Origin of the sequence: Allorhizobium sp. NPDC080224, from assembly GCF_050281005.1 — a bacterium.
In the GTDB taxonomy this organism is placed as follows: domain Bacteria; phylum Pseudomonadota; class Alphaproteobacteria; order Rhizobiales; family Rhizobiaceae; genus Allorhizobium.
The window spans coordinates 77,159-98,930 of sequence record NZ_JBNNWJ010000003.1 but is presented as its reverse complement, the minus strand read 5'-3'; the positions used below and the strand labels follow the sequence as shown (position 1 = coordinate 98,930).

At 58.0% G+C, this 21,772-nt stretch carries 19 protein-coding genes; 3 read left to right on the top strand and 16 right to left on the bottom strand.

From position 1 onward, the window contains the following. Positions 1–17 precede the first annotated feature (17 nt). The 9 genes from ACQKP1_RS21055 to ACQKP1_RS21015 form a co-directional block, all read right to left on the bottom strand. A complete protein-coding gene (locus tag ACQKP1_RS21055) occupies positions 18–1,031 on the bottom strand; it encodes an ABC transporter permease (protein WP_427276886.1) in 1,014 nt (337 codons plus the stop codon). A gap of 35 nt (positions 1,032–1,066) precedes the next feature. Beyond that, positions 1,067–2,602, bottom strand: coding sequence for a sugar ABC transporter ATP-binding protein (locus ACQKP1_RS21050; RefSeq protein ID WP_427276885.1), 1,536 nt, complete (start codon positions 2,600–2,602; stop codon positions 1,067–1,069). Positions 2,603–2,685: 83 nt separating this feature from the next. Next, a complete protein-coding gene (locus ACQKP1_RS21045; protein ID WP_427276935.1) occupies positions 2,686–3,612 on the bottom strand; it encodes a sugar ABC transporter substrate-binding protein in 927 nt (308 codons plus the stop codon). An 842-nt stretch (positions 3,613–4,454) separates the two neighbouring features. Continuing rightward, positions 4,455–5,102, bottom strand: coding sequence for a dihydroxyacetone kinase family protein (locus ACQKP1_RS21040; RefSeq protein WP_427276884.1), 648 nt, complete (start codon positions 5,100–5,102; stop codon positions 4,455–4,457). A 4-nt stretch (positions 5,103–5,106) separates the two neighbouring features. Then, on the bottom strand, positions 5,107–6,108 hold the full coding sequence (locus tag ACQKP1_RS21035; RefSeq protein WP_427276883.1) for a dihydroxyacetone kinase subunit DhaK: 1,002 nt from the start codon (positions 6,106–6,108) through the stop codon (positions 5,107–5,109). A 14-nt stretch (positions 6,109–6,122) separates the two neighbouring features. Further along, positions 6,123–7,154: an ABC transporter permease gene (locus ACQKP1_RS21030; protein WP_427276882.1), complete on the bottom strand. Its 1,032-nt coding sequence runs from the start codon at positions 7,152–7,154 to the stop codon at positions 6,123–6,125. Then, positions 7,151–8,695, bottom strand: a complete 1,545-nt coding sequence (locus ACQKP1_RS21025; RefSeq protein WP_427276881.1) for a sugar ABC transporter ATP-binding protein — start codon at positions 8,693–8,695, stop codon at positions 7,151–7,153. The genes ACQKP1_RS21030 and ACQKP1_RS21025 overlap by 4 nt, the downstream gene beginning before the upstream one ends. A 100-nt stretch (positions 8,696–8,795) precedes the next feature. After that, entirely contained in the window at positions 8,796–9,806 is a 1,011-nt protein-coding gene (locus tag ACQKP1_RS21020) for a substrate-binding domain-containing protein (RefSeq protein WP_113376111.1), read from the bottom strand. Between the two features lie 30 nt (positions 9,807–9,836). Continuing rightward, entirely contained in the window at positions 9,837–10,859 is a 1,023-nt protein-coding gene (locus ACQKP1_RS21015) for an ABC transporter permease (protein WP_427276880.1), read from the bottom strand. Positions 10,860–11,044: 185 nt separating this feature from the next. On the opposite strand from ACQKP1_RS21015, the gene ACQKP1_RS21010 reads away from it, so the two are divergent. Genes ACQKP1_RS21010 through ACQKP1_RS21000 form a run of 3 tightly spaced genes read left to right on the top strand, consistent with a single transcriptional unit; the run spans position 11,045 to position 13,927 of the window. Then, positions 11,045–12,124: a LacI family DNA-binding transcriptional regulator gene (locus tag ACQKP1_RS21010; protein WP_427276879.1), complete on the top strand. Its 1,080-nt coding sequence runs from the start codon at positions 11,045–11,047 to the stop codon at positions 12,122–12,124. Continuing rightward, positions 12,121–12,852 (top strand): aspartate/glutamate racemase family protein, encoded by a 732-nt coding sequence (locus ACQKP1_RS21005; protein WP_427276878.1) that lies wholly within the window; start codon positions 12,121–12,123, stop codon positions 12,850–12,852. Before ACQKP1_RS21010 ends, ACQKP1_RS21005 begins: the two co-directional genes overlap by 4 nt. Before the next feature lie 13 nt (positions 12,853–12,865). Next, on the top strand, positions 12,866–13,927 hold the full coding sequence (locus ACQKP1_RS21000; RefSeq protein WP_427276877.1) for an aldo/keto reductase: 1,062 nt from the start codon (positions 12,866–12,868) through the stop codon (positions 13,925–13,927). A gap of 467 nt (positions 13,928–14,394) precedes the next feature. Here ACQKP1_RS21000 and ACQKP1_RS20995 read toward each other — a convergent pair whose 3' ends face one another. From ACQKP1_RS20995 to ACQKP1_RS20965, 7 genes are all read right to left on the bottom strand, one after another. After that, on the bottom strand, positions 14,395–15,750 hold the full coding sequence (locus ACQKP1_RS20995) for an amidase (protein ID WP_427276876.1): 1,356 nt from the start codon (positions 15,748–15,750) through the stop codon (positions 14,395–14,397). Between the two features lie 2 nt (positions 15,751–15,752). Further along, positions 15,753–16,985 (bottom strand): ABC transporter substrate-binding protein, encoded by a 1,233-nt coding sequence (locus ACQKP1_RS20990; protein WP_427276875.1) that lies wholly within the window; start codon positions 16,983–16,985, stop codon positions 15,753–15,755. 8 nt (positions 16,986–16,993) lie between these two features. Then, positions 16,994–18,049 carry a CobW family GTP-binding protein gene (locus ACQKP1_RS20985; RefSeq protein WP_427276874.1) on the bottom strand — a complete coding sequence of 352 codons (1,056 nt, stop codon included), beginning with the start codon at positions 18,047–18,049 and terminating at the stop codon, positions 16,994–16,996. Continuing rightward, positions 18,042–18,374, bottom strand: coding sequence for a hypothetical protein (locus ACQKP1_RS20980; protein ID WP_427276873.1), 333 nt, complete (start codon positions 18,372–18,374; stop codon positions 18,042–18,044). The genes ACQKP1_RS20985 and ACQKP1_RS20980 overlap by 8 nt, the downstream gene beginning before the upstream one ends. Positions 18,375–18,430: 56 nt before the next feature. Continuing rightward, positions 18,431–19,309, bottom strand: coding sequence for a polysaccharide deacetylase family protein (locus ACQKP1_RS20975; RefSeq protein WP_427276872.1), 879 nt, complete (start codon positions 19,307–19,309; stop codon positions 18,431–18,433). Positions 19,310–19,346: 37 nt separating this feature from the next. Continuing rightward, a complete protein-coding gene (locus ACQKP1_RS20970; RefSeq protein ID WP_427276871.1) occupies positions 19,347–20,444 on the bottom strand; it encodes an ABC transporter ATP-binding protein in 1,098 nt (365 codons plus the stop codon). Positions 20,445–20,507: 63 nt separating this feature from the next. After that, positions 20,508–21,740 carry an ABC transporter substrate-binding protein gene (locus ACQKP1_RS20965; RefSeq protein ID WP_427276870.1) on the bottom strand — a complete coding sequence of 411 codons (1,233 nt, stop codon included), beginning with the start codon at positions 21,738–21,740 and terminating at the stop codon, positions 20,508–20,510. Positions 21,741–21,772: the final 32 nt, after the last annotated feature.

Below are 21,772 nucleotides of genomic sequence, written 5' to 3'. Positions count from 1 at the left end.
GGCGAGTTCGATTACACTCAGCCCTTCTTGACCCGAGCCTTTTGCCGATAAACATCGGTGACCACAGCGGCGACGATGATCAGCCCTTTGACGATCTCCTGGTAGTAAGCGTCAACGCGCAGGAACGTGAAGCCGGACATCATCAGGCCAAGAATGACTGTACCGATCACCGTTCCAAATATCCGTCCACGTCCACCCGAAAGCGATGTCCCACCAATGACGGCGGCCGCAATCGCATCGAGTTCATACATCATGCCCATCCCAGCCTGGGCAGTCTCCGCTCGAGCGGCCGTGACGACCCCTGCGAGGCCTGCCAGCATGCCGGCAATCGCATAGACTTTCACGAGATGCGCCTGCACGTTGATACCTGAAACACGGGCGGCCTGTGCATTTGCACCGATCGCGTACGTGAACTTGCCGTACCGTGTATAGCGAAGGGCAACATGAAATATGACCGCTGCCAGCAAGAAGATGGCGACTGGCCATGCACCCGAGCCGATGCTGGCGAAACTTTCCGATGGGAAGGAAATCGGCTGACCCTTGGTGTACCACTTTGCGACACCGCGTGCGGTGACCATCATGCCGAGGGTCGCGATGAAGGGTGGTATACCTGTCAACGCGATCAGTGCACCATTGATGATACCGGCGATCAAGCCGAGGCCGACACCGATCAGGATGGGTACGATTGCCGGCAAGTCTGTCAGACCCGGGTAGATGGCACGCGCAAAATCACTCGTTTGCGCAAAGCTCATGGCAATCATTGCAGTCATCGCGACGACGGAGCCAGAGCTGAGATCGATACCGCCGGTGATGATGACCTGGGTTACTCCAATGGCGATGATGCCGACAACGGAAACCTGGAGGATCATGATGGTCAAGCGCTGGGGATTTCCCAGAAAGCTCTGTCCCTGGACGAACCACCCAAGAAGTTCAAAGACGAGCGCCACTCCGATCAATACGGTCAGGATATTCAGTTCCTGAGGCAGTTTTCGTCTCGTTGGGCTGGCCGGCTGCGCTTGCACGTTTTCCATTTCGTCTCCTCCTCGGCATTCTCGCCTCTGCGACCTCAGCGGGCCGCGAGTTCCATTATCTTGACTTGATCGGCTTCCGCCCGGTCCAGGATTCCGGTCATGTGTCCCTCATGCATGACAAGAATTCTGTCTGACATGCCCAGGACCTCAGGCAGCTCCGACGAAATCATGATGACGGCCACGCCTTCCTTGGCCAGGTTTGAAATCAGTCGATGGATTTCCGCCTTGGCACCGACGTCGATGCCTCGGGTTGGCTCATCCAGGATCAAAATTTTCGGCTTTGTCAGCAACCATCGCGCAATCAGCACCTTCTGCTGATTTCCGCCGGAGAGGTTTTCAATGCGCTCATCAAGGTTCGGAGTCTTGATGCGCATTGCGTTCTTCATCTCGTCGCACAAGACTCGGAGGCCGCTTTCATCGACATAGCCCATTTGGGAATGACCGTGCTGCAAAGCTGCAATCTGCATATTTTCAAGGATAGTCAGCGGCAAGAAACAGCCCGTTTCCTTGCGATCCTCAGTCAGTAGCGCCATGCCGGCGCGCATGGCATCGGCAGGGGAACTGATTGTTGTCTCCTCGCCGTTGATCCTGATCGAACCTTCGGTAGCCGGGACCACGCCGAAAATCGCTTCCGCGACATTGGAGCGTCCGGAGCCGACCAAGCCGGCCACACCCAGAATTTCGCCACGGCGCAGGTCGAAGGTGATGCCGCTGAAGACACCGTTTAGTCCAAGGTCTTTGACCTCCAGGATGACATCACCGATCGGTGCCTCTTCCTTCGGAAACATGTTAGTGATTTCGCGCCCAACCATCATTCGAATGATATCGTCGCGGGTCACGTCGGTGCTGGCGTGGGTGCCGACGTAGTGGCCGTCACGGAATACCGAAAACTCGTCGGCGATTTCAAACAGCTCGTTCATTTTGTGTGTGATGTAGACGATGCCGATATTCCGGGACCTGAGGTCGCGGATAATCTCGAAAAGATGACTTACCTCGGATTCAGTGAGGGCAGAGGTTGGCTCATCCATTATCAAAACGCTGGATTCGTAGCTGACCGCCTTGGCGATCTCGACCATTTGCTTCTGCGCGACTGTGAGCGTGCTAACTTCGGCCGAAGGGTCGATCCCGATCTTCAGCTGATCGAACAAATCCCTTGTATTCGCCATCATGCGCCTGTGGTCTATGAGACCAAGCGCGTTGCGAGGCTCCCGCCGTATCCAGATATTTTCGGCGACGGTCATCCACGCCATCAGAGCGAGTTCTTGGTGGATCATTGCGATCCCCTGCTCCAAGGCATCTTTCGGGCTCTTTAGTCGGACTTCGTCACCCCTCAGCTTTATGGTGCCTTGATCCGGCGCATACACTCCCGCAATGATTTTCATCAGCGTGCTTTTGCCTGCACCGTTCTCTCCCATCAGAGCGTGAACAGTGCCAGGTCGAAGGCGAAACTCAACGCCATCTAGCGCGACGACGCCCGGGAATTCTTTCCGTATGCCCTCAATCTCAAGCAGGTACGGCCGCGCCTTCGATTTGAAGTCCTCTATGGCTTGAAGGGTCGTTGTCGAAATCATGTATCACCTGTGCTATCTGCAGGCAGCGCCCAGTTGCGAAGTCGAGGACGACCAGAGAAACCCTGATCGTCCTCGACGATTGCTTAGTTGCTGGACTTGTAGTTCGCGACGTTTTCCGGCGTGACGAGCTCGAACGGGATTGCAACCCGCTGTTCGGACTTTTCACCGCGGGCAATCTTCAGAACCGTATCGAGCGAACCTTCGCCCTGGCCCTTCGCGGACTGATAGACAGTGACGTCGAGATCACCAGCTTCGAGAGCCGCAAGCGCATCCTGAGTCGCATCCACGCCACCGATGATCACGTCGCTCATGGCGACACCCGAGGCCTTCAGCGACTGGATCGCGCCAAGCGCCATTTCGTCGTTGTTGGCGAACACGATGGTGGGCTTGATGCCGGAGGTGGTCCAGTTGGTCATCAGATCGAGAGCCGGGGTACGCATCCAGTTTGCAGTCTGCTGGTCGAGGACCTTGATCCCCTTGCAGGCGTCACTTTTCAGGACGCGTTCGACGGCTGCCGTACGACCACGCTGGCCGGTCGTTCCGAGCTGCCCCATCAGGATAACCGCGTCGCCCTTGCCCCCTGCAAGCTTGCAGATTTCGGTCGCCTGCAGCTCACCTGCCTGCTCTTCGTCCGAGCCAACCCAAGCCTGCTTTTCAGGGAACGTGTCCATGTTGGCCGGCAGCATGTTGACGAAAACCAAGGGAATTCCGGCATTTTCGGCAATCTTCGACATAGCCCTGCCGGAGTCAGCATCCACCAGCATCGTGATGATGCCGTCGACGCCTGCGGCAACGAAGTTTTCGATCTGGGACTGCTGGCGCGCGATGTCGCCCTGGGCGTCTTCCATCTGCACTTCAACGCCAAGGTCCTTCGCGTGGCGCTCAATGTTGTGACGGAGTACGGTCAGGTAGTTGTCGTCGAACAGGGACATCGCGACGCCGATCGTTTCGGCATGTGCAGCTCCCGACATCAGGGCACAAAATGCAGTAGTGATTGCGAACTTCTTCATCATGAGATTTCTCCTCCGTTAAATCCCTGCACGCGTCGAACCTGTACGAACGCTCATTCAAGTCCCATCCGGTAATCGCGGACACAGCTTCGCCATGGCGGACAACGCGAACGTCCCACCTGGATAAGTTTCGGTCTTTGCGATTGGCCTCCTCGGCACCATCACGAGCGAAGCGTTATGAACGCTTCGCGCTTCTCTCCCATGCAGCGGGTCTTGCCCGGTGCATGGTCAACATACGCACGTAATTTCGAGTACGCAACAAAAATTGCGAAATTATTTTAACGGCAATATTGCTTCCGGATTTGCACTTGCATTGCGCGACCGGAGCCGGCCGTCTTGTAAACAAGGTGGCTGCCGTTGAACTGTCCCTAATGTTGGGTCAAAAAGTTTAGGTTACGCGGAAGCGATGGCCGAGACGAAGGCCATCGACCAACCTGCGTGGCATACGCGTGGGTGAGTAAACAATCAAACCTGGGGAGAAGGTCGGTCTTGCAACGCCGAGCATGTCGAGAGTTTCCCTGGTCGACAGGTGCGACTGCTCGACAAGCCGGATGATCTCACGCTCTCTGAGTCGGGTATCTCAACCGGGCCCTATCACTTGGCCCGGATCATCACGGCCTCACAGACCGCTCCGGAAATGACCGTGCAGAAGACGCTCCAGACCTCAGCATGACTGCTCGGCGATCGATCCCGCCTCGCGGTAAAGCGTGATTGCTCCTTTGCCAGACAGCATGCGCCTTTGAAGGTCGAACAGACCTGTACCCACGCTTCCCATTTCGACATCGACGCTGATCGCAAAAGTTTAGGTCATTCCTATCCACCCGGTAGCCGGTAACGCGCTATCAGTGGTTCGCCACAAACTCGCTCATTCGCCTGATCAGGAAAAACCCAACCGTTGCGCCAGCGTCCTGCAGCCCCACGGTCTTTTCCTGAAATGCCGCGGCCTTTCCGTGCTGCGCGACCATCGACTTCGTCGCTTCGAGCGCATCTTCCGCGGCTTTGGCGGCAGAAGACAGCGCTGCCGTCAGAACTTCGCCCTTTCCGGCCGCGTCCTCGAGAGACCTCGTCAATGGATCAAGTACATCGAGCAGAGTCTTGTCACCGACCTTCGCCTTGCCGCGTTCGGCAATGCCATCGGTATAGGCACGCCAGAACTGAGCAAGCGCTTGCGTATCAAGTGCGTCCAGTCCTTCGACCGCCTTGCTCGCCCTCAGGAAACCGGTCGCCGTCAGCGTTCCCATGGTTGAGGGAGCCGTCCGGGCCATCGTCGCACCGGCCGTGCGAAGCAGCTTGGACAAACCGGCTTCTTCGCCTTCGGCAGCGACGGCGTCGGCCGCCGCTGCAAAAGATTTCGCCATGGTGATGCCAAGGTCGCTGTCACCAACCTTGCCGTCGAGTGCGATCAGAAACTCGCGCTGTTCAGCAAAAAGCTGCTGCCAGCTCTGAAACAGCCCGATCAGATGACCCGCATCCAGTTTTTCGAGGCTCATGATCTTATCCCGTGACATGCTTGAAGAAAGGCGTGTTGGCGGGTGCAGCCATCAGACGGTCGAGCTCTTCGTCCAGCTGAAGGATCGAAATCGAGGCGCCTGCCATCTCCATCGAGGTTGCAAACTCTCCAATCCAGACATGCTTGAGGTTCACGCCGCGCGCATCGAGAAGCTGACGGACCCGGCGGAAAAGGATGTAGAGTTCTTCGAGTGGCGTGCCGCCCAGACCGTTGATCAGGACTGCAACATCATCCCCCGACTTGTAGTCAGTCTCGTTGAAGATGCGCTCCATCATCTCGTCGACAACGGCGTCCGCTGCACCAAGCTTCTTGCGGCTAATGCCGGGCTCGCCATGGATCCCCATGCCGATCTCCATCTCGTCTTCGCCGATCGAAAACGTGGCATGACCGATTTCAGGCACGACGCAGCTGGAAAGAGCAACACCCATGGTCCGGGTCTTCATCCGTGCCTTGTCGGCAATTCGTGCGACCTCGTCGAGCGACAGACCTTCGGCGGCAGCAGCACCTGCCGCCTTGTAGATGAAGAAGATACCGGCCACGCCGCGGCGCTTGTGCTCTTCTCCAACAATCGAGGAGGCCACGTCATCGTTGCCGACCACCTGCTTGACGGCAATGCCATCGAGATCTGCTAGTTCGGCGGCCATGTCGAAATTGATGATGTCGCCCGAGTAATTGCCGTAGATGTAAAGGACTCCGGCACCCTGATCGACGGCCTTCGTCACCTGATACATCTGCTCGGCACTGGGAGACTGGAAGACGCCGCCAACGGCTGCACCGTCGAGCATGCCGTCCCCGACAAAGCCCAGGAACGTCGGCAGGTGACCCGAGCCACCGCCGGTGGTGAGCCCGACCTTGCCTGTCTTTGGCTTTGCCGTCACCAGGCAACGCAGATCGTCATTCACATAGGTGACCATCGGATGCGCCGCATAGATGCCCTCAAGCATCTCGTCGACGAAGTTGACCGGATCGTTGAGAAACTTCTTCACTTTATCCTCCACTGTTACTTTTTGCGCTGACGCGTGACGAAGAAGGCAGCGGCAAGCAGGATGAAGCTGCCGACCACCAGTCGCTGCCAAGTGCTTGGGATGCCGACGAGAACCAGGACGCTGTTGATGACCACGACCAGGAGAACGCCGAGAATGGTGCCGAGAACCGTGCCGGTTCCGCCCGTGATGCGGGCACCGCCCAAGACGACGGCTGCGATCACGTTGATTTCCGTGCCGACCAGATCAAACGGGTTGGCCTGCCGGTTGGCACAGACATGGATGATCCCTGCAAGTCCCGCCAAAGCGCCAGCATAGCCGAAGAGGAACAAATGCACCGTGCGCAGACTGTAGCCCAGGCGCTCGGCGATATTGGCATTGCCGCCTACGGCAAAGATTGCCCGCCCCATGAGCGTGCGGTTCAAGATCCACCAGGTCAGGATGGCTGCCACCGGAAGCACGAGGAAATAGAAGGGCAAGGTGACGAGGGCGCCATTGGCGGTCTCGAACTGCAGAAGCGGCATTCGCCCGAAGGCCCCCATCTGCGGCGGCAGCGACATGATCCAGACGGTACCGATGAAGGACAGAAGAAATCCGCGAAACAGATACTGGGTGCCGATCGTCACGATCAGCGATGGCACCCGCAGGTGATGAACGAGAAGGCCGTTGATCACACCCAGCAGGACGCCGCCTGCCATCGCAACCAGAATGATGACAATGATCGGTAGCCCAGGCAGATAGGTCTGCACCAGAAGGGTCACCGAATACATGGTGAAGGCGGCAATCGCGGTGAACGAAACATCGATGCCGCCAGCTGCCAGAATGACGAAGACGCCAAGCGCAAACAGTCCCATGACGACGCTTGCACGGCCTATATCGATCAGGGTCGACGGCTGAAGAAAGGCCGGATTGGCAATCGAAACGGCAACACAGATGGTCACGAGAAGAGCAAAGGTGATCGTCTCGGGCCGTCGCCGTATCAGATCGCCCAGACTGAAGGAGCCCGCATGTGTTGAAGAAGGGGCCTTCTCGGCTTTGGTCGTGTTCATTGTGCAGCCCCCTTTTCACTGCCAAGCATTGCCCGGTAGAGATCGTCTTCGGACGCCTTGTCTGCTTCGAATTCTGAAACGATCTGGCCGCCATTCATGACCATGATCCGGTCGGCGTTTTGCAAGAGTTCCGGCAGATCGTCACTGACGATGATCAGCCCCATGCCGGATTGCGACAGGGATTGGATCACCTTGTAGATCGTGTCCTTTGAGCCAACATCGACACCGACGGTTGGACCATGCAGGATGAGGAGCTTTGGCAGAATGCTCAGCCAGCGACCGATCAGGACGCGCTGCTGGTTTCCGCCGGATAGCGAGCCAACCGGCAAGTCGATATTCTTCGTATTGAGGCGCATCTGTGCCGAGAGATCATCGGCAAGTCCCCTCGCCCGATCGCGATCAATCACGCCGATCCCATTTGTCAGATCCCGAAGAATCAGGGCGATCTCGTTGTCGAGGATGGATTTGTCGAGAAACAGACCTTCTGCAAGACGATCTTCCGGGACATAGCCGATCCCGTGTCTGATCGCGTCTGCGGGAGAAGTCAGTCTGACCTGCGCCTCGTCGATCAGCATTTTCCCACGCCCGATCGGCATGACACCGGCCAGTGCCATGGCAAGTTCGTTTCGACCGGAATCGGCAAGACCGGTGATGCCGAGGATCTCTCCGCGGCGAAGCGCAAGCGACACGCCTTCGACATTGTCGGTGTGCAGACCGTCGACCTTAAAGAAGATTTCGCCGTCGGGCCGTCCCTCACGATAGCGGGTGGCTGTGATCTGCCGCCCGGTCATCAATTCAGACAGATCATCCTTGGTGAAGCTTGCGATTGGGCCCTGCGCCACGCATTTGCCGTCGCGAAACACGATGGCGTTGCCGCCGATCCGGTAGCATTCCTCGAGCTTGTGGGTGACGAAGAGTACGGTCACGCCCTCAAGCCGCAAGCGCTCGACGACGTCAATCAGGTTGTCGACCTCTCGCCTGGTCAAAGAGGTGGTCGGCTCATCCATGATGACAAGCTTTGCCCGTGTGGCAATCGCGCGAGCGATCGCCACCAGTTGCCGTGAGGCAAGCGGCAGATCCGAGACGATTTCCTGCAGGAAGGCGCGGCCTGTGGGCAGGCCAACGGCTGCAAGCGCGCGGGCTGCTGTCTCCCGCATCTGGCTGCGGTTAAAAAGACGCGCCAGTCGTCCGCCAGCCGACACGAGTTGCTCGGTCAGGGCGACATTCTCGGCGACCGTCAGATTGGGCAAAAGCGAGAGATCCTGATAGACGGTCTCGATCCCGGCTGCCAGCGACTGGATCGCAGTGAGAGCAGCATAGCTCTTGCCCTCGAGCACGATCTCTCCAGAAGACGGCGGGTGCGCACCGGACATGATCTTGATGACCGTGCTCTTGCCGCAGCCGTTTTCACCCAAAAGGTGATAGACCTGGCCTCGGGCAAGCGTGAGGTTAATGCCCCTGAGCGCATGGACGCCACCAAACCACTTCTCGACATTGTTCAATCTGAGCAGCTCTTCTGGCTGCTCAACGCTTTTATGCATTGCGACCACGGGAACAGGATCCTCATTTTATCCGCAGGCAAATTTTCGCTGCGGCGATGTGACCGGGAGAGAGATCTCCCGGTCACGGCTACTCAAAGGATCAGAACAGGAAGTCCTTGTAGGTCGCCTTGTCGGCGAGAACCATGCCATTGCCGACAACCAGCAAGCCCTGGCCAGCGCCCTGCTTGACGGTCACCTTTTCATAGCCGGGGACACCGAGATCCATGCCATCGGTAAGCTCCTTCTTTTCAAGCAGGAGCTTGGCGATCGTGTTCATCGCCATGCCGGCCTTTTGCGGATCCCAGAAACCGATCGCGGTGATTGCGCCTGACTCAAGCAGATCGGCCGAGGGGTTCGGCAGGCCCGTGCCGACGAGGCAGACCTTGCCGCTCAGACCGGCTTCGTCGATTGCACGACCAACACCGAGGACGTCATTGCCGGCAGAGGTCTGGAAGCCCTTGATGTCGGGATGCTTGCGCAGAATTTCCTTGGCCTTTTCATAGGTCGCGTTGGCATCGTCGAAGGACTCGTTATTGGCGTCAACGAGTTGCATGCCTGCATACTTCTTGGCGTTCTCTTCGCCTGCACCGACCCACTGCATGTGGGTGCGGCTGCCAAGCGAACCGACGAATGTCGTCCACTTGCCTTCCTTGCCCATGCATTCGGCAAGGCGTTCGTTGAGGGCTGCACCATAATCGGCGTTGTCGAAGGCCTCGACATTGGCATTGGTGTTGATCTGGTTGTCGGCCTCATGGGTGACGACAACGATGCCACGTTCCATGGCGCGCTGCAGCGTGCCTTCAAGCACAGCCGGATCCATGGGAACGACGGCAAGCGCATTGACGCCCTTGGCGACGAGGTCATTGACGATCTGCAGCTGCTGGGCGGAGTCGGCGGTCGCTGGACCGCTCTGGCTTGCAACCACATCAGCATTGGCTTCCTGGAAGGCGACCACGCCGGTGTTCATGCGATCGAACCACGGGATACCGCTGATCTTGACCACCGTTGCGATCACCGGCTTTTCCTGGGCCACGAGCACGCCGACCGAGCCTCCCAGCGAGACGGCTGCAAGTGCTGTGCCGAGCATCATTTTTTTAACAAACGAGTTCATGCTTTCCTCCACAAATTTTCCCTCGCTTTGTTACTTCGGCGATTGAGGGACAGACGCCGAAGGATCTTCAGATCGACGCATGGGGGCGAAGAAACCCATCACGTCGTAGCGACCGACAGCCAGGAAGGTGAGCAGCAGAGCTCCCCAGGCGAAGTCTCGGACGAAGTTGGAAAGGCCGCCGAAGTTCAAAAGGCTCGACATCAGCTGGAGGGCGACCGCGCTCAACACCACGCAAACCACGCGGCCATAGCCACCTTCGGGGCGAACACCCGCCATCACCGCAATCAGGATGGCGATCAAGAGATAGGAGCTGCCATAGTCGAACTTCACGTTGACGTTGCGGGCCGCGATGATGATGCCGGCGAGACCCGACAGCGTTCCCGACAGGGCATAGGTCGCAAGGATGACACCGTTCTTCGGGAAGCCGGCAAAGGTTGCAGCCTTGGGGTTCGTTCCCATCAGCATCAACCAGAGACCAAATGGCGTGAACTTCAACACGGCGCCAATCAGGGTTGCGACGCCGATGAAGATGATGAAGCTGATCGGCACGCCAAACAGCGTGTCGTTGCCAAGGCTCGACAAAAGAGCCGGACTGCCAACCGTCACGGCACGCCCTTGAGAGACGACAATGGCAAGGCCCATGAAGGCCATCTGGGTGCCAAGCGTGCACAGGATCGGCGTGATCTGGAAGCGGGCAATCAGAAACCCGTTGAAGAGGCCGCCCGCAAAGCCGACCAGGAGGCAGCCGAACATGAAGCCCAGACTGAATGTTGTGGGATCGGACGCCGGCCCGAGGATCGACACCATCAGAACTGCAGAGACGACGCCTGAGAGATTGGCAAGCGCGATGCCTGAAAGATCAATGCCACCATTGCCGGCACACATGGCGAGCATGACACCGATGGCCAGAAGCCCGATTTCGGGCACCTGACCCGTCATGGATTGCAGATTGAACAGCGACAGAAAGGAGCCGCCAGAGATCACCACTCCAGCAACAAGCAGCAGGGCGTTCATGATGACAAGCATCACGAATTGGCCGTCGGTTCGCCGCATGGTCTCCTCCCATGTTTAGTGAACGTTTTACGACTTCACTAAACGCTAACAAAGCAGAAACCCGGTGGCAAGCCCTATTTTGCGCGCAAATCTAATTGCGAACGGATAGCACTTGCCGTAAACATCCGACTTAACGACTATATTGTTTAGTAAATTATCTCGCAGATGCAGCATTCGGGACAGCGATGAAGAACGGCAAGAACCTGACGATCCGAGACATTGCGGAGGCCGCGGGTGTTTCTGCTGCAACCGTGTCGCTGGTGCTGAACGGAAAAGGTGACATTTCGGGCGTCACACGCGCCAAAGTGCTCGAAGCGGTGGCCAGCCTCAACTATGTACCGCGAACGAGCAAATCGACCGCCGAACCGGGCGAAACGTTCAGGTTCTTGAAGATCGCCAAACATGGCCACACCGTAAACCGCGACCACAGCGTGTTTATCTCAGACTACATCGATGGCATGTCTGCAGAGGCCACCCGGCGCAACTACACGCTCGAAGTGGTAAGCTTCGAAGGCCAGCCGATCAGCTCAGTCGCTGAATCGCTGGCAGGATCGCCGATCTCGGGTGTCGTTGCCCTTGGAACCGAACTGACCGAAGGCGACATCAGGCTGATCCAGGGACTGGGCTATCCCACGGTATTCATCGATACATTCTTCGATGTCATAGACGCCAATTTCGTCGACATGAACAATGAGGATGCGGTCTTCAAGGTGCTGTCGCGCTTTCACCAGCAGGGCTTCCGGCGAATAGGCTTTGTCGCCTCGCACGTCGAAACGACGAATTTTAAGCTTCGCCGCGATGCCTTTTTCAAGAATATGGCGCGGCTCGGACTTTCGGTGGACGCGGCCGATATTCTCTCTGTGGAGTCGACCTATGACGGCGCTTACAGCGACACCCGCCAGCTATTGGCCGACGGCCTGGACCTGGCAGAATGTTATTTCTGCACCAATGACATCATCGCCTATGGCTTCATCCGCGCCTTGCGCGAGCATGGGCTGACCATCCCGGATGATGTCTCGGTCATCGGTTTCGACAACTTGCCCCAGAGTGCGACGATGGACCCGGGCCTGACAACAATCGAGGTCTCGAAACGAAAGATCGGCTATCTGGCGGTTACCATTCTCGATGATCTGATCAATTCGACCGAACCCCAGCCGGCCGTCAAAATCCTGGTCGGCGCTGATCTCGTCTTGCGCGGAAGCCACGAGAAGCTCGTGCAGCGCAGCAAGACCCGTGCTGCAAAACAGCAGATCCCAGCGCAATGACCAGCGACACGAATGGCCAAATCAAGGACCAGATAGTGACCAAGCCGCAGATGGCGCAGCCCCGAAGGCTGACCTTCATTCACACGGTCAAGGCATTGGAACCCGTCTTTGCCTTGCTTGCAGCCGAAAAGCTGCCGGGCTGGCAGATCGCCTCGGTCGTGGACGAAAGCCTGCTCTCAAGGGTGATTGCCAATGGCCATGTGGCTGAGGACGTTTCTGACCGCCTCGCAAGCCATGTCAATGCGGCGAGAACAGGCGGCAGCAGCGCGATCATCGTCACCTGCTCGACACTTGGAAAGGCCGTCGACGCCTTGGCTGCCAAGAGCGCAACACCGCTTTTTCGGATCGACAGAGGCATGGCGGAACGGGCAGTCAGTCAGGCATCGACGATCGGCATTCTTGCGACCTTGCCAACCACGCTCGAGCCGACCACCCGGCTTCTTGAAAGCACCGCCAAGCGAATGGGCCGCCCATGCAAATTCGTCTCACAGCTTGTCAACGAAGCCTTTGCACGCCTGAAGAGCGGAAACCCGGAAGCCCACGACCTCCTGGTGCAGGAGGCCTATGCAGCACTTTCAGCGAAGGTTGAGCTCGTTGTTCTGGCCCAGGCGTCCATGGCGCGTGCCCTGCAGGCGGGCCAGTACCCTAAGCCTTACCTGACAAGCCCTGAACTGGGAATGGACCAGATTGCCAGCTTGCTGCGCCTGTCGCGCATGTCGGCTGACTGAGGAGGAGGATCAAATGCAGTATAGAATGCTCGGCCGTTCGGGCCTCAAGGTGTCGGCCATTTCGATGGGTACGTTTTCCTTCGGCGGCGTCGGTGGATTTGCCAAGGTGGCAAACCAGGGCGTTGAGGATGCACGCCGCCTGATCGACAGCTGTATCGACCTTGGGGTCAATCTTTTTGACACGGCCAACATGTATTCGCTTGGACGATCCGAGGAAATCCTCGGTGAAGCGCTGGGAGCAAAACGCAACGACGTGTTGATTTCGTCAAAGGCCCGCATGAGGATCGGCGACGGCCCCAATGACGAAGGCGCCTCCCGATATCAAATCATCAGAGAATGCGAGCGCTCGCTCAAGCGACTGAAGCGAGACCATATCGACATCTATTTCATGCATGAATGGGATGGGCTTACGCCACTCGACGAGACGCTCGAAGCCCTGCATACGCTGCGCGAACAGGGCAAGATCCGCTACATCGGCTGCTCGAACTATTCGGGCTGGCACATCATGAAGGCCCTACAGATCTCGGACAACAAGGGCCTGCCACGCTTCGTCACCCAACAGATCCACTATACGCTGGAGGCGCGTGAGGCAGAATATGAACTCCTGCCACTCTCGGTCGACCAGGGGCTCGGGGTAATGGTCTGGAGCCCCCTTGCCGCCGGACTTCTGTCGGGTGCCTTTGCACGCAACAAGGCACCGGAGCAGTCGCGCCAGGCTCAAGGCTGGAGCGAGCCACCGATCCGCGACAAGGAACGGCTCTGGGCCATCATCGATGTGCTCGACGAGATTGCAACAGAGAGAGGCGTGTCCGTCGCTCAGGTCAGCCTTGCCTGGACGCTGTCGCGCCCGGCCATTTCGACACTCGTTGTCGGCGGCCTTAACGAGAACCAGTTCCGTGACAACATTGCGGCCAGCGACCTAAAGCTTTCTGAATACGAGTTATCGAAGCTCAACCTGGTTAGCCGCCCGCCTTACATCTATCCCTACTGGCATCAGCACAACTTCGCCAGCGATCGACTGTCGCCGGCGGATCAAGCGCTGCACCAATCCTTTGATGATCTGGGGATGGTGTAGATGCAAGCGCGTCATTTACGCGGAATACTGTGTACCGAACTTGAACGCAGGGTAGGTGTCGAATCCAAAAAACGCTTCAAGGACCGACCAAAGATCGAATGCAAGAGGCCAAGCTAGCCACACGTCAAACCGAGAAGCATTCCGCGCGTAGCGGGTCGGTCTGGTAGATTCGTCAGATGTTTCGCTTGTCATCGGTCAATGTTGTCGCGACATTGGGCGCCTGTGTACAAGAGGCAAAGTGGTTGGGGCGCACGAGCTGCATACGGCAGAAAAAAGTACCCTCTCGGTGTCTTCGCCTTGAACGGAATCGAACCGTCGACCAGTCATAACTCTGGATGCAAGCCAGCAAATAACCAAACTAGATCAGATACCTGGCTTATTTGGTAGGTCTGAAAAGCGGGCCAAAAACCCGCCCTTGTGCACCCTATATAGTGAAAGACTTGAGGAATGCCGGATCCAGTGTGCTATCATTTGTCCAAAAAAACTTGAACCGAATGCGAAACAGCGAGAACGTTTCCGTCGCTTCCTCCCGGTCCTGAAATCAACAACCCGACGGGCATCGCAACGGCCCCCGTGCTGCATGGTATAGAGACGCCGCACCAATTGAGAAAATTCCCAATAAGCGTGTTGCGTAGTGTCTTCCCATTCATTTGGAAGAAGAGGTCCTCATCCTCGAGCAATGGTTGAATGGCAGGTGCGACATGCGGGAGCGTGGGGCTGAGAAGAAACGCTCCCGGCTCAAGGCGAGCCTCGAACGCTGCAATCATCCGATCGCGCTCGGCAAGAGTCTCCATGTAATTGGCAAGCGTGATCTTTTCACCCAGGAGTGTTCGCTTGACCACGCGGGGGTCCATATCTGCGGCTGCAGCGCCCAAGATACGCTCACGATGGAGAACGAAGGCTTCGGCTGTAACCAAGGCGCCGTTCTTTGCCATCAGATCGAAGATTGCTGAGAAATCGGGGAAGGCTTCGCGGCGGATTTGAGCACCTGCCTTTGCTAACCGTTCGACTGCCAGTTCGAAGACCTCGACCACTTCCGATTGCGCATCATCGAAGAACACTGTTTCTGGAATGATGAAGGAAAGGTCGCGGATAGCAGGAGGCTGCAAGGCCATACCAGCCGGCAGGCCGCGCATAGCGGCATCCACCCACGCGGCGTCCTGCACAGTGTGGCAAAGTGGCCCGAGCGAATCGAGGCTGCGGGAGAGCGGAAATACACCATCCATCGAATAGCGGCCACGCGTGGCCTTGTAGCCGACAATACCGTTGAAGGCAGCTGGAATACGAACCGACCCGCCGGTATCCGTACCGATCGAAACAGGCACAAGCCCGGCAGCCACCGCTACGCCCGAACCAGATGACGACCCACCTGGAATCCGATGCTCTCCCCCAGGCGAAGCAGGGTTACGGGGGGTGCCGTAGTGAGAATTAATGCCAAGGCCGGAGAAGGCAAACTCGCTCATGTTGACGCGGCCAACACTCACCATACCGGCACTGGCAAGCGCGCGCACGACAGCAGCATCGCGGCCTGCAGGCTCACTGGTTTTCAGCACGCGAGATCCCGCAGTCGTCGGAAAACTCTCGATGTCGAACAAATCCTTCCAGGCGACAGGAACCCCGTCAAGCGCGCCGAGCGAACGGCCGTCACGAATACGGCGACGTGAAGCCTCTGCCTCCGATCGCGCCCTGTCCTTCAGAAGCACCGTGAAGATTGCCTTATCACTATGGGCCTCGATCTTTGCGAAGGTTTCCTCGAACAGATCAACTGCGTCGAGGGCCCCGGATTGAAGCAGCGCGGAAAGCTGGGCGATCGAACGTGACATCGTCAAATGTCCTTCTCTGCGCGTCCGACAAGCTGCATCCAGCGACGGACAAGATAGTTGTGTTCATCCATGGTCGTGTTCCACACAGCTATCCCGTTAGCGCGCTGCCAGTAGCTACCGCCACTGCGGACTGAGCCGCGCTTGATACGGATCACGCCGTCAGGTCCTGGAAGGTCCTCCCTAGCGGGCAGGCCTTCATACCAGTAATCCCACTCGGCCGCGGTCATGTGGCTTCGCGAGCGTTGAGGGGTAGAGATATAGTAACCCTGGCGGGCGACCACAGCGCCCGGCCAGCCGGAAATCCACCAGTTCAGATAATCGTAGGCAATATCGAGCATGCGCCCAGAAAGACTGCGCGACAGACACAAGCCACCATGCCAGGCCCGGTAGCCCTCCACGGGCGCGGCCTGCTCCACTGGCAATCCCTTGCTATTGAGAATACCGATACCAGTCGACCACATACTCTGGATGTCGGTGTCGCCATCGATCATCAGACGGGCGGCATCCTCGGCTGTGCGCCAAAAGCTGCGGAAGAAGCCTGCCTTGCGGCGCGCTTCCAGGATATCCATCAACTGATCGATCTCGGCGACGGTCATGTTGCCAATATTGCCAAAGCTCATCAAGCCGGCGGCCTGCGCGGCAAGAGCTGCATCGAAAATCCCGATCGCCGGCTCATCGACCAACGCGCAACGCCCCGCCCAGCGATCGCCTAGCAGTGCGGCCCAACTGGCCACAGATTGCACACCATGCACCACGTCGCTGCGATAGGCAAAGCTGTCGAAGTTATGGGTCGTTGGCAGCATGGAGATGCGTCCCGTCGGCATGTCACCAAGCGCCAAGTTGGGTTGGACATAGAGCTTGCGGGCCGGCACATCCCCCTGCCCCATGCGTGCGCTCGGGCCAATCTGACCGGTCTTGGTCAGGTCGTTGATCTCGTCCCACAGAGCAATCCGCTCAATCTCGATCGGCTGCACCGCCCGCCAGTACCAGACGATGTCCAGATTATGGAAACACTGATCATAGATGTCGTAGCTGTCAGGCTCCTGCGCAGCTTTGTGCTGGGTGACCACGAAATCATTGTTGTCGAAGACGACGTCGATGCCGAGATCTGCTTGCGCCTTTATGCGCAGCTCTTCCAAAAGGGATATGGCAGTGCCCAGCACGCGCAACTTCGGCTTGCCCGCCGTATGAATGGCGGGCGCGGCAGATTTTGGATACGGGGAATGCTTGTTCATCAAGGACTCTAGACGTTCTGGGCCCCAACGGCTGCTTCTGGCGGCAGGCGGCCCTGCGCATGCCCCGGCAGTGCGAAGGCATAGAAGGACCGTTTCAACAGGTTCGTGTCGAGACCGTCAACAATAAAGACGAGGCGCGAGCTTCGATCAGCCGATGGCCACGCTTCCATATGCACCGGCGGGTGCACGAGATGCTGCACGCCGTGAACAGCTACCGGGCGTTCTTCCCCCGCAAGATTGAGGATGCCTTTGACCCTAAGGACACGCTCGCCGTGACAGTTGAGCAACATGGTGAGCCAGACCCCGAAACCAGTCCAGTCTATCGGATCCTGGAAAGTGATCACGAAAGAGGAAATGGCAGTCGTATGCGCAACGCCCTCGGCCGTCTGGAGGGTTGCCGGTGCATCGCAGTAAAATCCAGAGGCAGACTGCAGCTGCGCGCCGCGATGATCCTCCGAGAACAAGGTGTCTGCATCCGGCCCCTCGTCGCCCGAGATATGCGTGGAGGCATCAGGGTTAAGCTCAGCAACCCGCGAAAGCAGAGCCGAAGTGCCGGTCGCAGAAAGATCCGTTTTCGTGACAACGATGCGGTCGGCGATCGCCACTTGACGGTTCGATTCCACATAGGTGTTAAGCTGCCTGAGGCCATTGACGGCATCGACGGTGGTAACAACGCTACCAGCGTGAAAATGATGGCGTAGGACCGGATCGGATTTCAGGGTGGACAGGACCGGGAACGGATCGGCAAGGCCCGTGCTCTCGATTATCACACGCGAGAAAGGCGGCACCAAGCCAAGGTCTCGCTTGGAATAGAGGTCCTTTAGCGCCTCGGCGAGCTCACCACGAACAGTGCAGCAGACGCAGCCAGATTGCAGCAATACCATCGTGTCATCGATCCGCTCAACCAGATGATGGTCGAGCCCGACCTCTCCAAATTCGTTGATCAATACGGCCGTATCTGCGAGTGCCGGATCCGCCAGCAAACGTCGCAAAAGCGTCGTCTTGCCAGAACCGAGAAAACCAGTCAGCAGGTGAACGGGGGTGAATGCGGGAAGATCACCCATGGCGCCCCTCCTCCAGGCGAGCAATTAACACCGGATCCAGCGGATCGCAGATCCGTCCCGAGAGCTGCTCGGCGGCCGGCCACAAATGGCCGAGGTCCTCGATGATTTCGTTCTTGCCGGTGCGGGTGGAAAGCAAGAAGGAAGAACCCTGCCAATCGGATATGCTCATGCCGAAGGCGGACAGGACCCGGTTTGCGGCCGACACACGGCGTGCCCGCTCACGCCGACGGTCGAACCTTTCGACATTACGGGTATAGACGCCCGGCCGTGCCACGGCATCCGTCCAGTGTTCGTTGCCGCCAATGACACCACAAAGAGAACACATGGTCTTCCTGCCTCATGTCTTGCGAGGGAGCAGGCAACCCCGCCCCCTCTTAAGGTTTACTTGCGTGGGAAACGCTTGGCGAAGTCGTCGGCGATCTCGTTCATCGTGACAAACTTAACACCCGGATGCTTGATCATGTAGGCGTAGAGGCGCTCCAACATCATCAGGACCTGAGGGCGGCCGGCAACGTCAGGATGGATGGTAATCGGGAAAACGGCGTAATCCATTTCGCGGTACACCCAGTCAAACTGGTCACGCCACATCTGCTCGATGTCATGCGGGTTGACGAAGCCATGGCTGTTAGGCGCCTTCTTGATGAACATCATCGGCGGCAGGTCATCGAGATACCACGAAGCCGGGATCTCGATGAGATCGGTCTCCTCGCCGCGGGTCAGTGGCACCATCCACTCCGATGGCTTCTTCGAATAGTCGATCTTGGTCCACTTATCACCAACGCGCACGCGGTAGGGTGTGAAGTCGTTGTGCATCAGCGAATGGTCGTATTTGATGCCGCGCTCAAGCAGCAATTCATTTGTGACATTGGAGAATTCCCACCACGGCGCGACATAGCCGGTTGGGCGCTTGCCGGAGAGCTTGGTGACGAGGTCAATGCACTTGTCGAGAACTTCGGTTTCCTGCTCGCGCGTCATGGCGATCGGGTTTTCATGCGTATAGCCATGAATGCCGATTTCATGGCCGGCTTCAGCCACCGCCTTCATCTGCTCCGGGAAGGTCTCGATCGAATGGCCCGGGATGAACCAGGTGGTCTTGATGCCAAAACGTTCAAACAGCTTCAAAAGGCGCGGGCTGCCCACCTCACCGGCAAAAAGGCCGCGTGAGATATCATCTGGCGAATCCTCGCCGCCATAGGAGCCGAGCCAGCCGGCAACCGCATCAACGTCGACGCCGAAGCTGCAAAAAATCTCCTTAGCCATGGGTACTTCTCCTTCTTTCCTGATTGTTATTGGGTGGTTATTGAGCTGGGATGACCGTCGCTTCGGCCGGATTCCAGCTCAGGCATACATCGCTCCCGGCCGGGAATTGCCCCGGGGGATATTTGTCGACATGGGCTTCGAGGGACACGGCCTTGCCATCGCCGAGCCGTGCGACGAGGTGGGCGATATGTCCCACAACCTCCGAACGCTCGATGCGGGCATCGACAAGATTGCGATTTCCCGCCAGCGCCTCGCGACGTGTAGCGCAATGAAGCTCGACAGCTTCGGCGGGAATGACGAGGTTGACGCGGCCTTTGCTGGCAACTGTCCCGTTCGCTTGACCCGCCAGTGTGCCAATCCCGGTAGAAACGATGATGTCGTCCCCTTCCTGCCCGGCAACCTCACCCGACAGGACCGTATTGCGGCCGATGAATTGGGCAACGAACGGGGTGTTCGGTCGGGTGTAGAGTTGATGCGGAGGGCTGACCTGCTCCACGCGCCCCTGGTTCATCACGACGATACGGTCAGACAGGGCTAGCGCTTCCGACTGGGCGTGAGTGACGAAGATGAAGGTGACCCCGAGGCTCTTCTGAAGGAGCTTCAGTTCGTTCTGAATTGCCTTGCGCAGGTTGGCGTCGAGCGCGCCTAGCGGCTCGTCAAGCAACAGGATGTCCGGCTCGACGACGAGGCCTCGGGCGAGCGCGATACGCTGGCGCTGGCCACCGGAGAGCCGATCTGGCTTACGCTCGGCAATGTCTTCAAGACCGAGTGTTGCAAGAATGCGGTCCACCTTTGCCTCGCGTTCGGCTTTGGCCAAGCCCTTCACCTCCAGCCCGTAGCCGACATTGCGGCGCACAGTCATGTGCGGAAAGAGTGCGTAGTTCTGGAAGATCATAGATGTCGGGCGGCGCTGCGGCGGAACGTCGTTCATGCGCTCGCCCCGGATCATCATATCGCCTGAGGAGATGCCCTCGAAGCCCGCAATCATTCGAAGCGTCGTGGTCTTGCCGCAACCGGATGGACCGAGGAAAGCAATGAACTCACCCTTGTTCACAGACATGTTGAAGTCGATGACGGCCGGCGTACCATTGTCGTAGATCTTGCCGACTTTGTTGAGTTCCAGGTCGAAAATCATTGGGGTCTCCCGAAGTAAGGGCCGGGGACCGGGGCAACTCGCCCCGGTCCGCACGTCTTGGGATTATGCGTTGAGGAATTCGTCCCACTTCTGGATGAGATGGTCATATTCTTCCGGCCACTGGTGCCAGTAAGCCACGTTCTTCGAACGCTCTTCCAGCGAGCCGCCGTCGCGCAGATCGCCTTCCTTAATGCCGCGCTCTTCCGCGCCGACCCAGGGCTTGCCTTCGTACCAGAAGGCGTATTTTTCCGGCGCCATGACATCCTTGATATTGGTGGACGGCGAATAGTAGCCCTGTTCGGAAACGGTGATGCCCGGTTCGCCCGAGAGCCAGTAGTCGGCATAGGCAATTACGGCTTCCCTGTTGGTCGTTCCGGCAATCATCGACGGACCGATGGCCCAGCCACGATAGCCTTCCTTCGGCACGGCATATTTGGCTGGTTTGCCCTGCGCCTTGACGGCCATGACGGCTGGCTGCCAGGCGTCGGAGACGACCATTTCACCCGAGGCCATCAGGTTGACGAGTTCGCCGAAGTCACCCCAGAGGGCCCGGAACTGGCCTTCCTTCTTCTTCGAGATAAGGAAGGCTGCGGCTTCGTCAATTTCGGCCGTCGTCGGATTGCCTGGGTTCTTCACATCGGAAAGGCCAAGCGAATTCATCGCCATGATCGCCTGCCCAAAGGCAATGAGCGGGTCGGTGTTAAGGCCCGACTTGCCCTTCCACTTGGGATCGAAGATGCAGGCCCAAGTATTGGCTTCTTCTGCCGAGACAACGTCCGGATTGTAGCCGATCGAGTCGTAGTTATAGACGGCCGGAACCATATTGAGCACAGTTTGTGCCTCATCGGCCCAGATCTGGCCAATGATCTGCGCAGAGCGATCCCACTTGTCGCTGGGCGTGGTGAAGGTATCGCGGATATTGGCCCAGTTCTTCAGCGATGCGGCAGGGATCGGCTCGACATTGTCGGTCATGGTGATCGACGGCAGACGCTCCGCAATGATTTCCCAGCAATCGTAATCCTTGGAACCCGAGAGGATCTTAGTCTGCGCATCTGGGAAAGTCGCAGCCGTGCCCGAGGTCGTGCCGACGCCGGACGCTTTCTTGAATTCTTCGAGGATGCGCTCCTGTACTGTTACCGAAAGGCCGATGGTGCGGAGTTGCTGACCGGCGAGGTCAGCGGCCTGCGCAAAGGCCATGCGAGAGGACAGGAAGGGCGTACCGGCACCCATGGCAAGTGCCATGGCGCCAGCCGAACGCTTCAGGAGCGAGCGGCGATTTATTTCCGACTTGAACATGTCTCTTCTCCAGTTTGTTTATTGTTCCCCGA

Bases quoted from the DNA above. Each gene is read 5' to 3' on its own strand.
- ACQKP1_RS21055 (WP_427276886.1), bottom strand. From the start codon at position 1,031: ATGGAAAACGTGCAAGCGCAGCCGGCCAGCCCAACGAGACGAAAACTG.
- ACQKP1_RS21050 (WP_427276885.1), bottom strand. From the start codon at position 2,602: ATGATTTCGACAACGACCCTTCAAGCCATAGAGGACTTCAAATCGAAG.
- ACQKP1_RS21045 (WP_427276935.1), bottom strand. From the start codon at position 3,612: ATGAAGAAGTTCGCAATCACTACTGCATTTTGTGCCCTGATGTCGGGA.
- ACQKP1_RS21040 (WP_427276884.1), bottom strand. From the start codon at position 5,102: ATGAGCCTCGAAAAACTGGATGCGGGTCATCTGATCGGGCTGTTTCAG.
- ACQKP1_RS21030 (WP_427276882.1), bottom strand. From the start codon at position 7,154: ATGAACACGACCAAAGCCGAGAAGGCCCCTTCTTCAACACATGCGGGC.
- ACQKP1_RS21025 (WP_427276881.1), bottom strand. From the start codon at position 8,695: ATGCATAAAAGCGTTGAGCAGCCAGAAGAGCTGCTCAGATTGAACAAT.
- ACQKP1_RS21020 (WP_113376111.1), bottom strand. From the start codon at position 9,806: ATGAACTCGTTTGTTAAAAAAATGATGCTCGGCACAGCACTTGCAGCC.
- ACQKP1_RS21015 (WP_427276880.1), bottom strand. From the start codon at position 10,859: ATGCGGCGAACCGACGGCCAATTCGTGATGCTTGTCATCATGAACGCC.
- ACQKP1_RS21010 (WP_427276879.1), top strand. From the start codon at position 11,045: ATGAAGAACGGCAAGAACCTGACGATCCGAGACATTGCGGAGGCCGCG.
- ACQKP1_RS21005 (WP_427276878.1), top strand. From the start codon at position 12,121: ATGACCAGCGACACGAATGGCCAAATCAAGGACCAGATAGTGACCAAG.
- ACQKP1_RS21000 (WP_427276877.1), top strand. From the start codon at position 12,866: ATGCAGTATAGAATGCTCGGCCGTTCGGGCCTCAAGGTGTCGGCCATT.
- ACQKP1_RS20995 (WP_427276876.1), bottom strand. From the start codon at position 15,750: ATGTCACGTTCGATCGCCCAGCTTTCCGCGCTGCTTCAATCCGGGGCC.
- ACQKP1_RS20990 (WP_427276875.1), bottom strand. From the start codon at position 16,985: ATGAACAAGCATTCCCCGTATCCAAAATCTGCCGCGCCCGCCATTCAT.
- ACQKP1_RS20985 (WP_427276874.1), bottom strand. From the start codon at position 18,049: ATGGGTGATCTTCCCGCATTCACCCCCGTTCACCTGCTGACTGGTTTT.
- ACQKP1_RS20980 (WP_427276873.1), bottom strand. From the start codon at position 18,374: ATGTGTTCTCTTTGTGGTGTCATTGGCGGCAACGAACACTGGACGGAT.
- ACQKP1_RS20975 (WP_427276872.1), bottom strand. From the start codon at position 19,309: ATGGCTAAGGAGATTTTTTGCAGCTTCGGCGTCGACGTTGATGCGGTT.
- ACQKP1_RS20970 (WP_427276871.1), bottom strand. From the start codon at position 20,444: ATGATTTTCGACCTGGAACTCAACAAAGTCGGCAAGATCTACGACAAT.
- ACQKP1_RS20965 (WP_427276870.1), bottom strand. From the start codon at position 21,740: ATGTTCAAGTCGGAAATAAATCGCCGCTCGCTCCTGAAGCGTTCGGCT.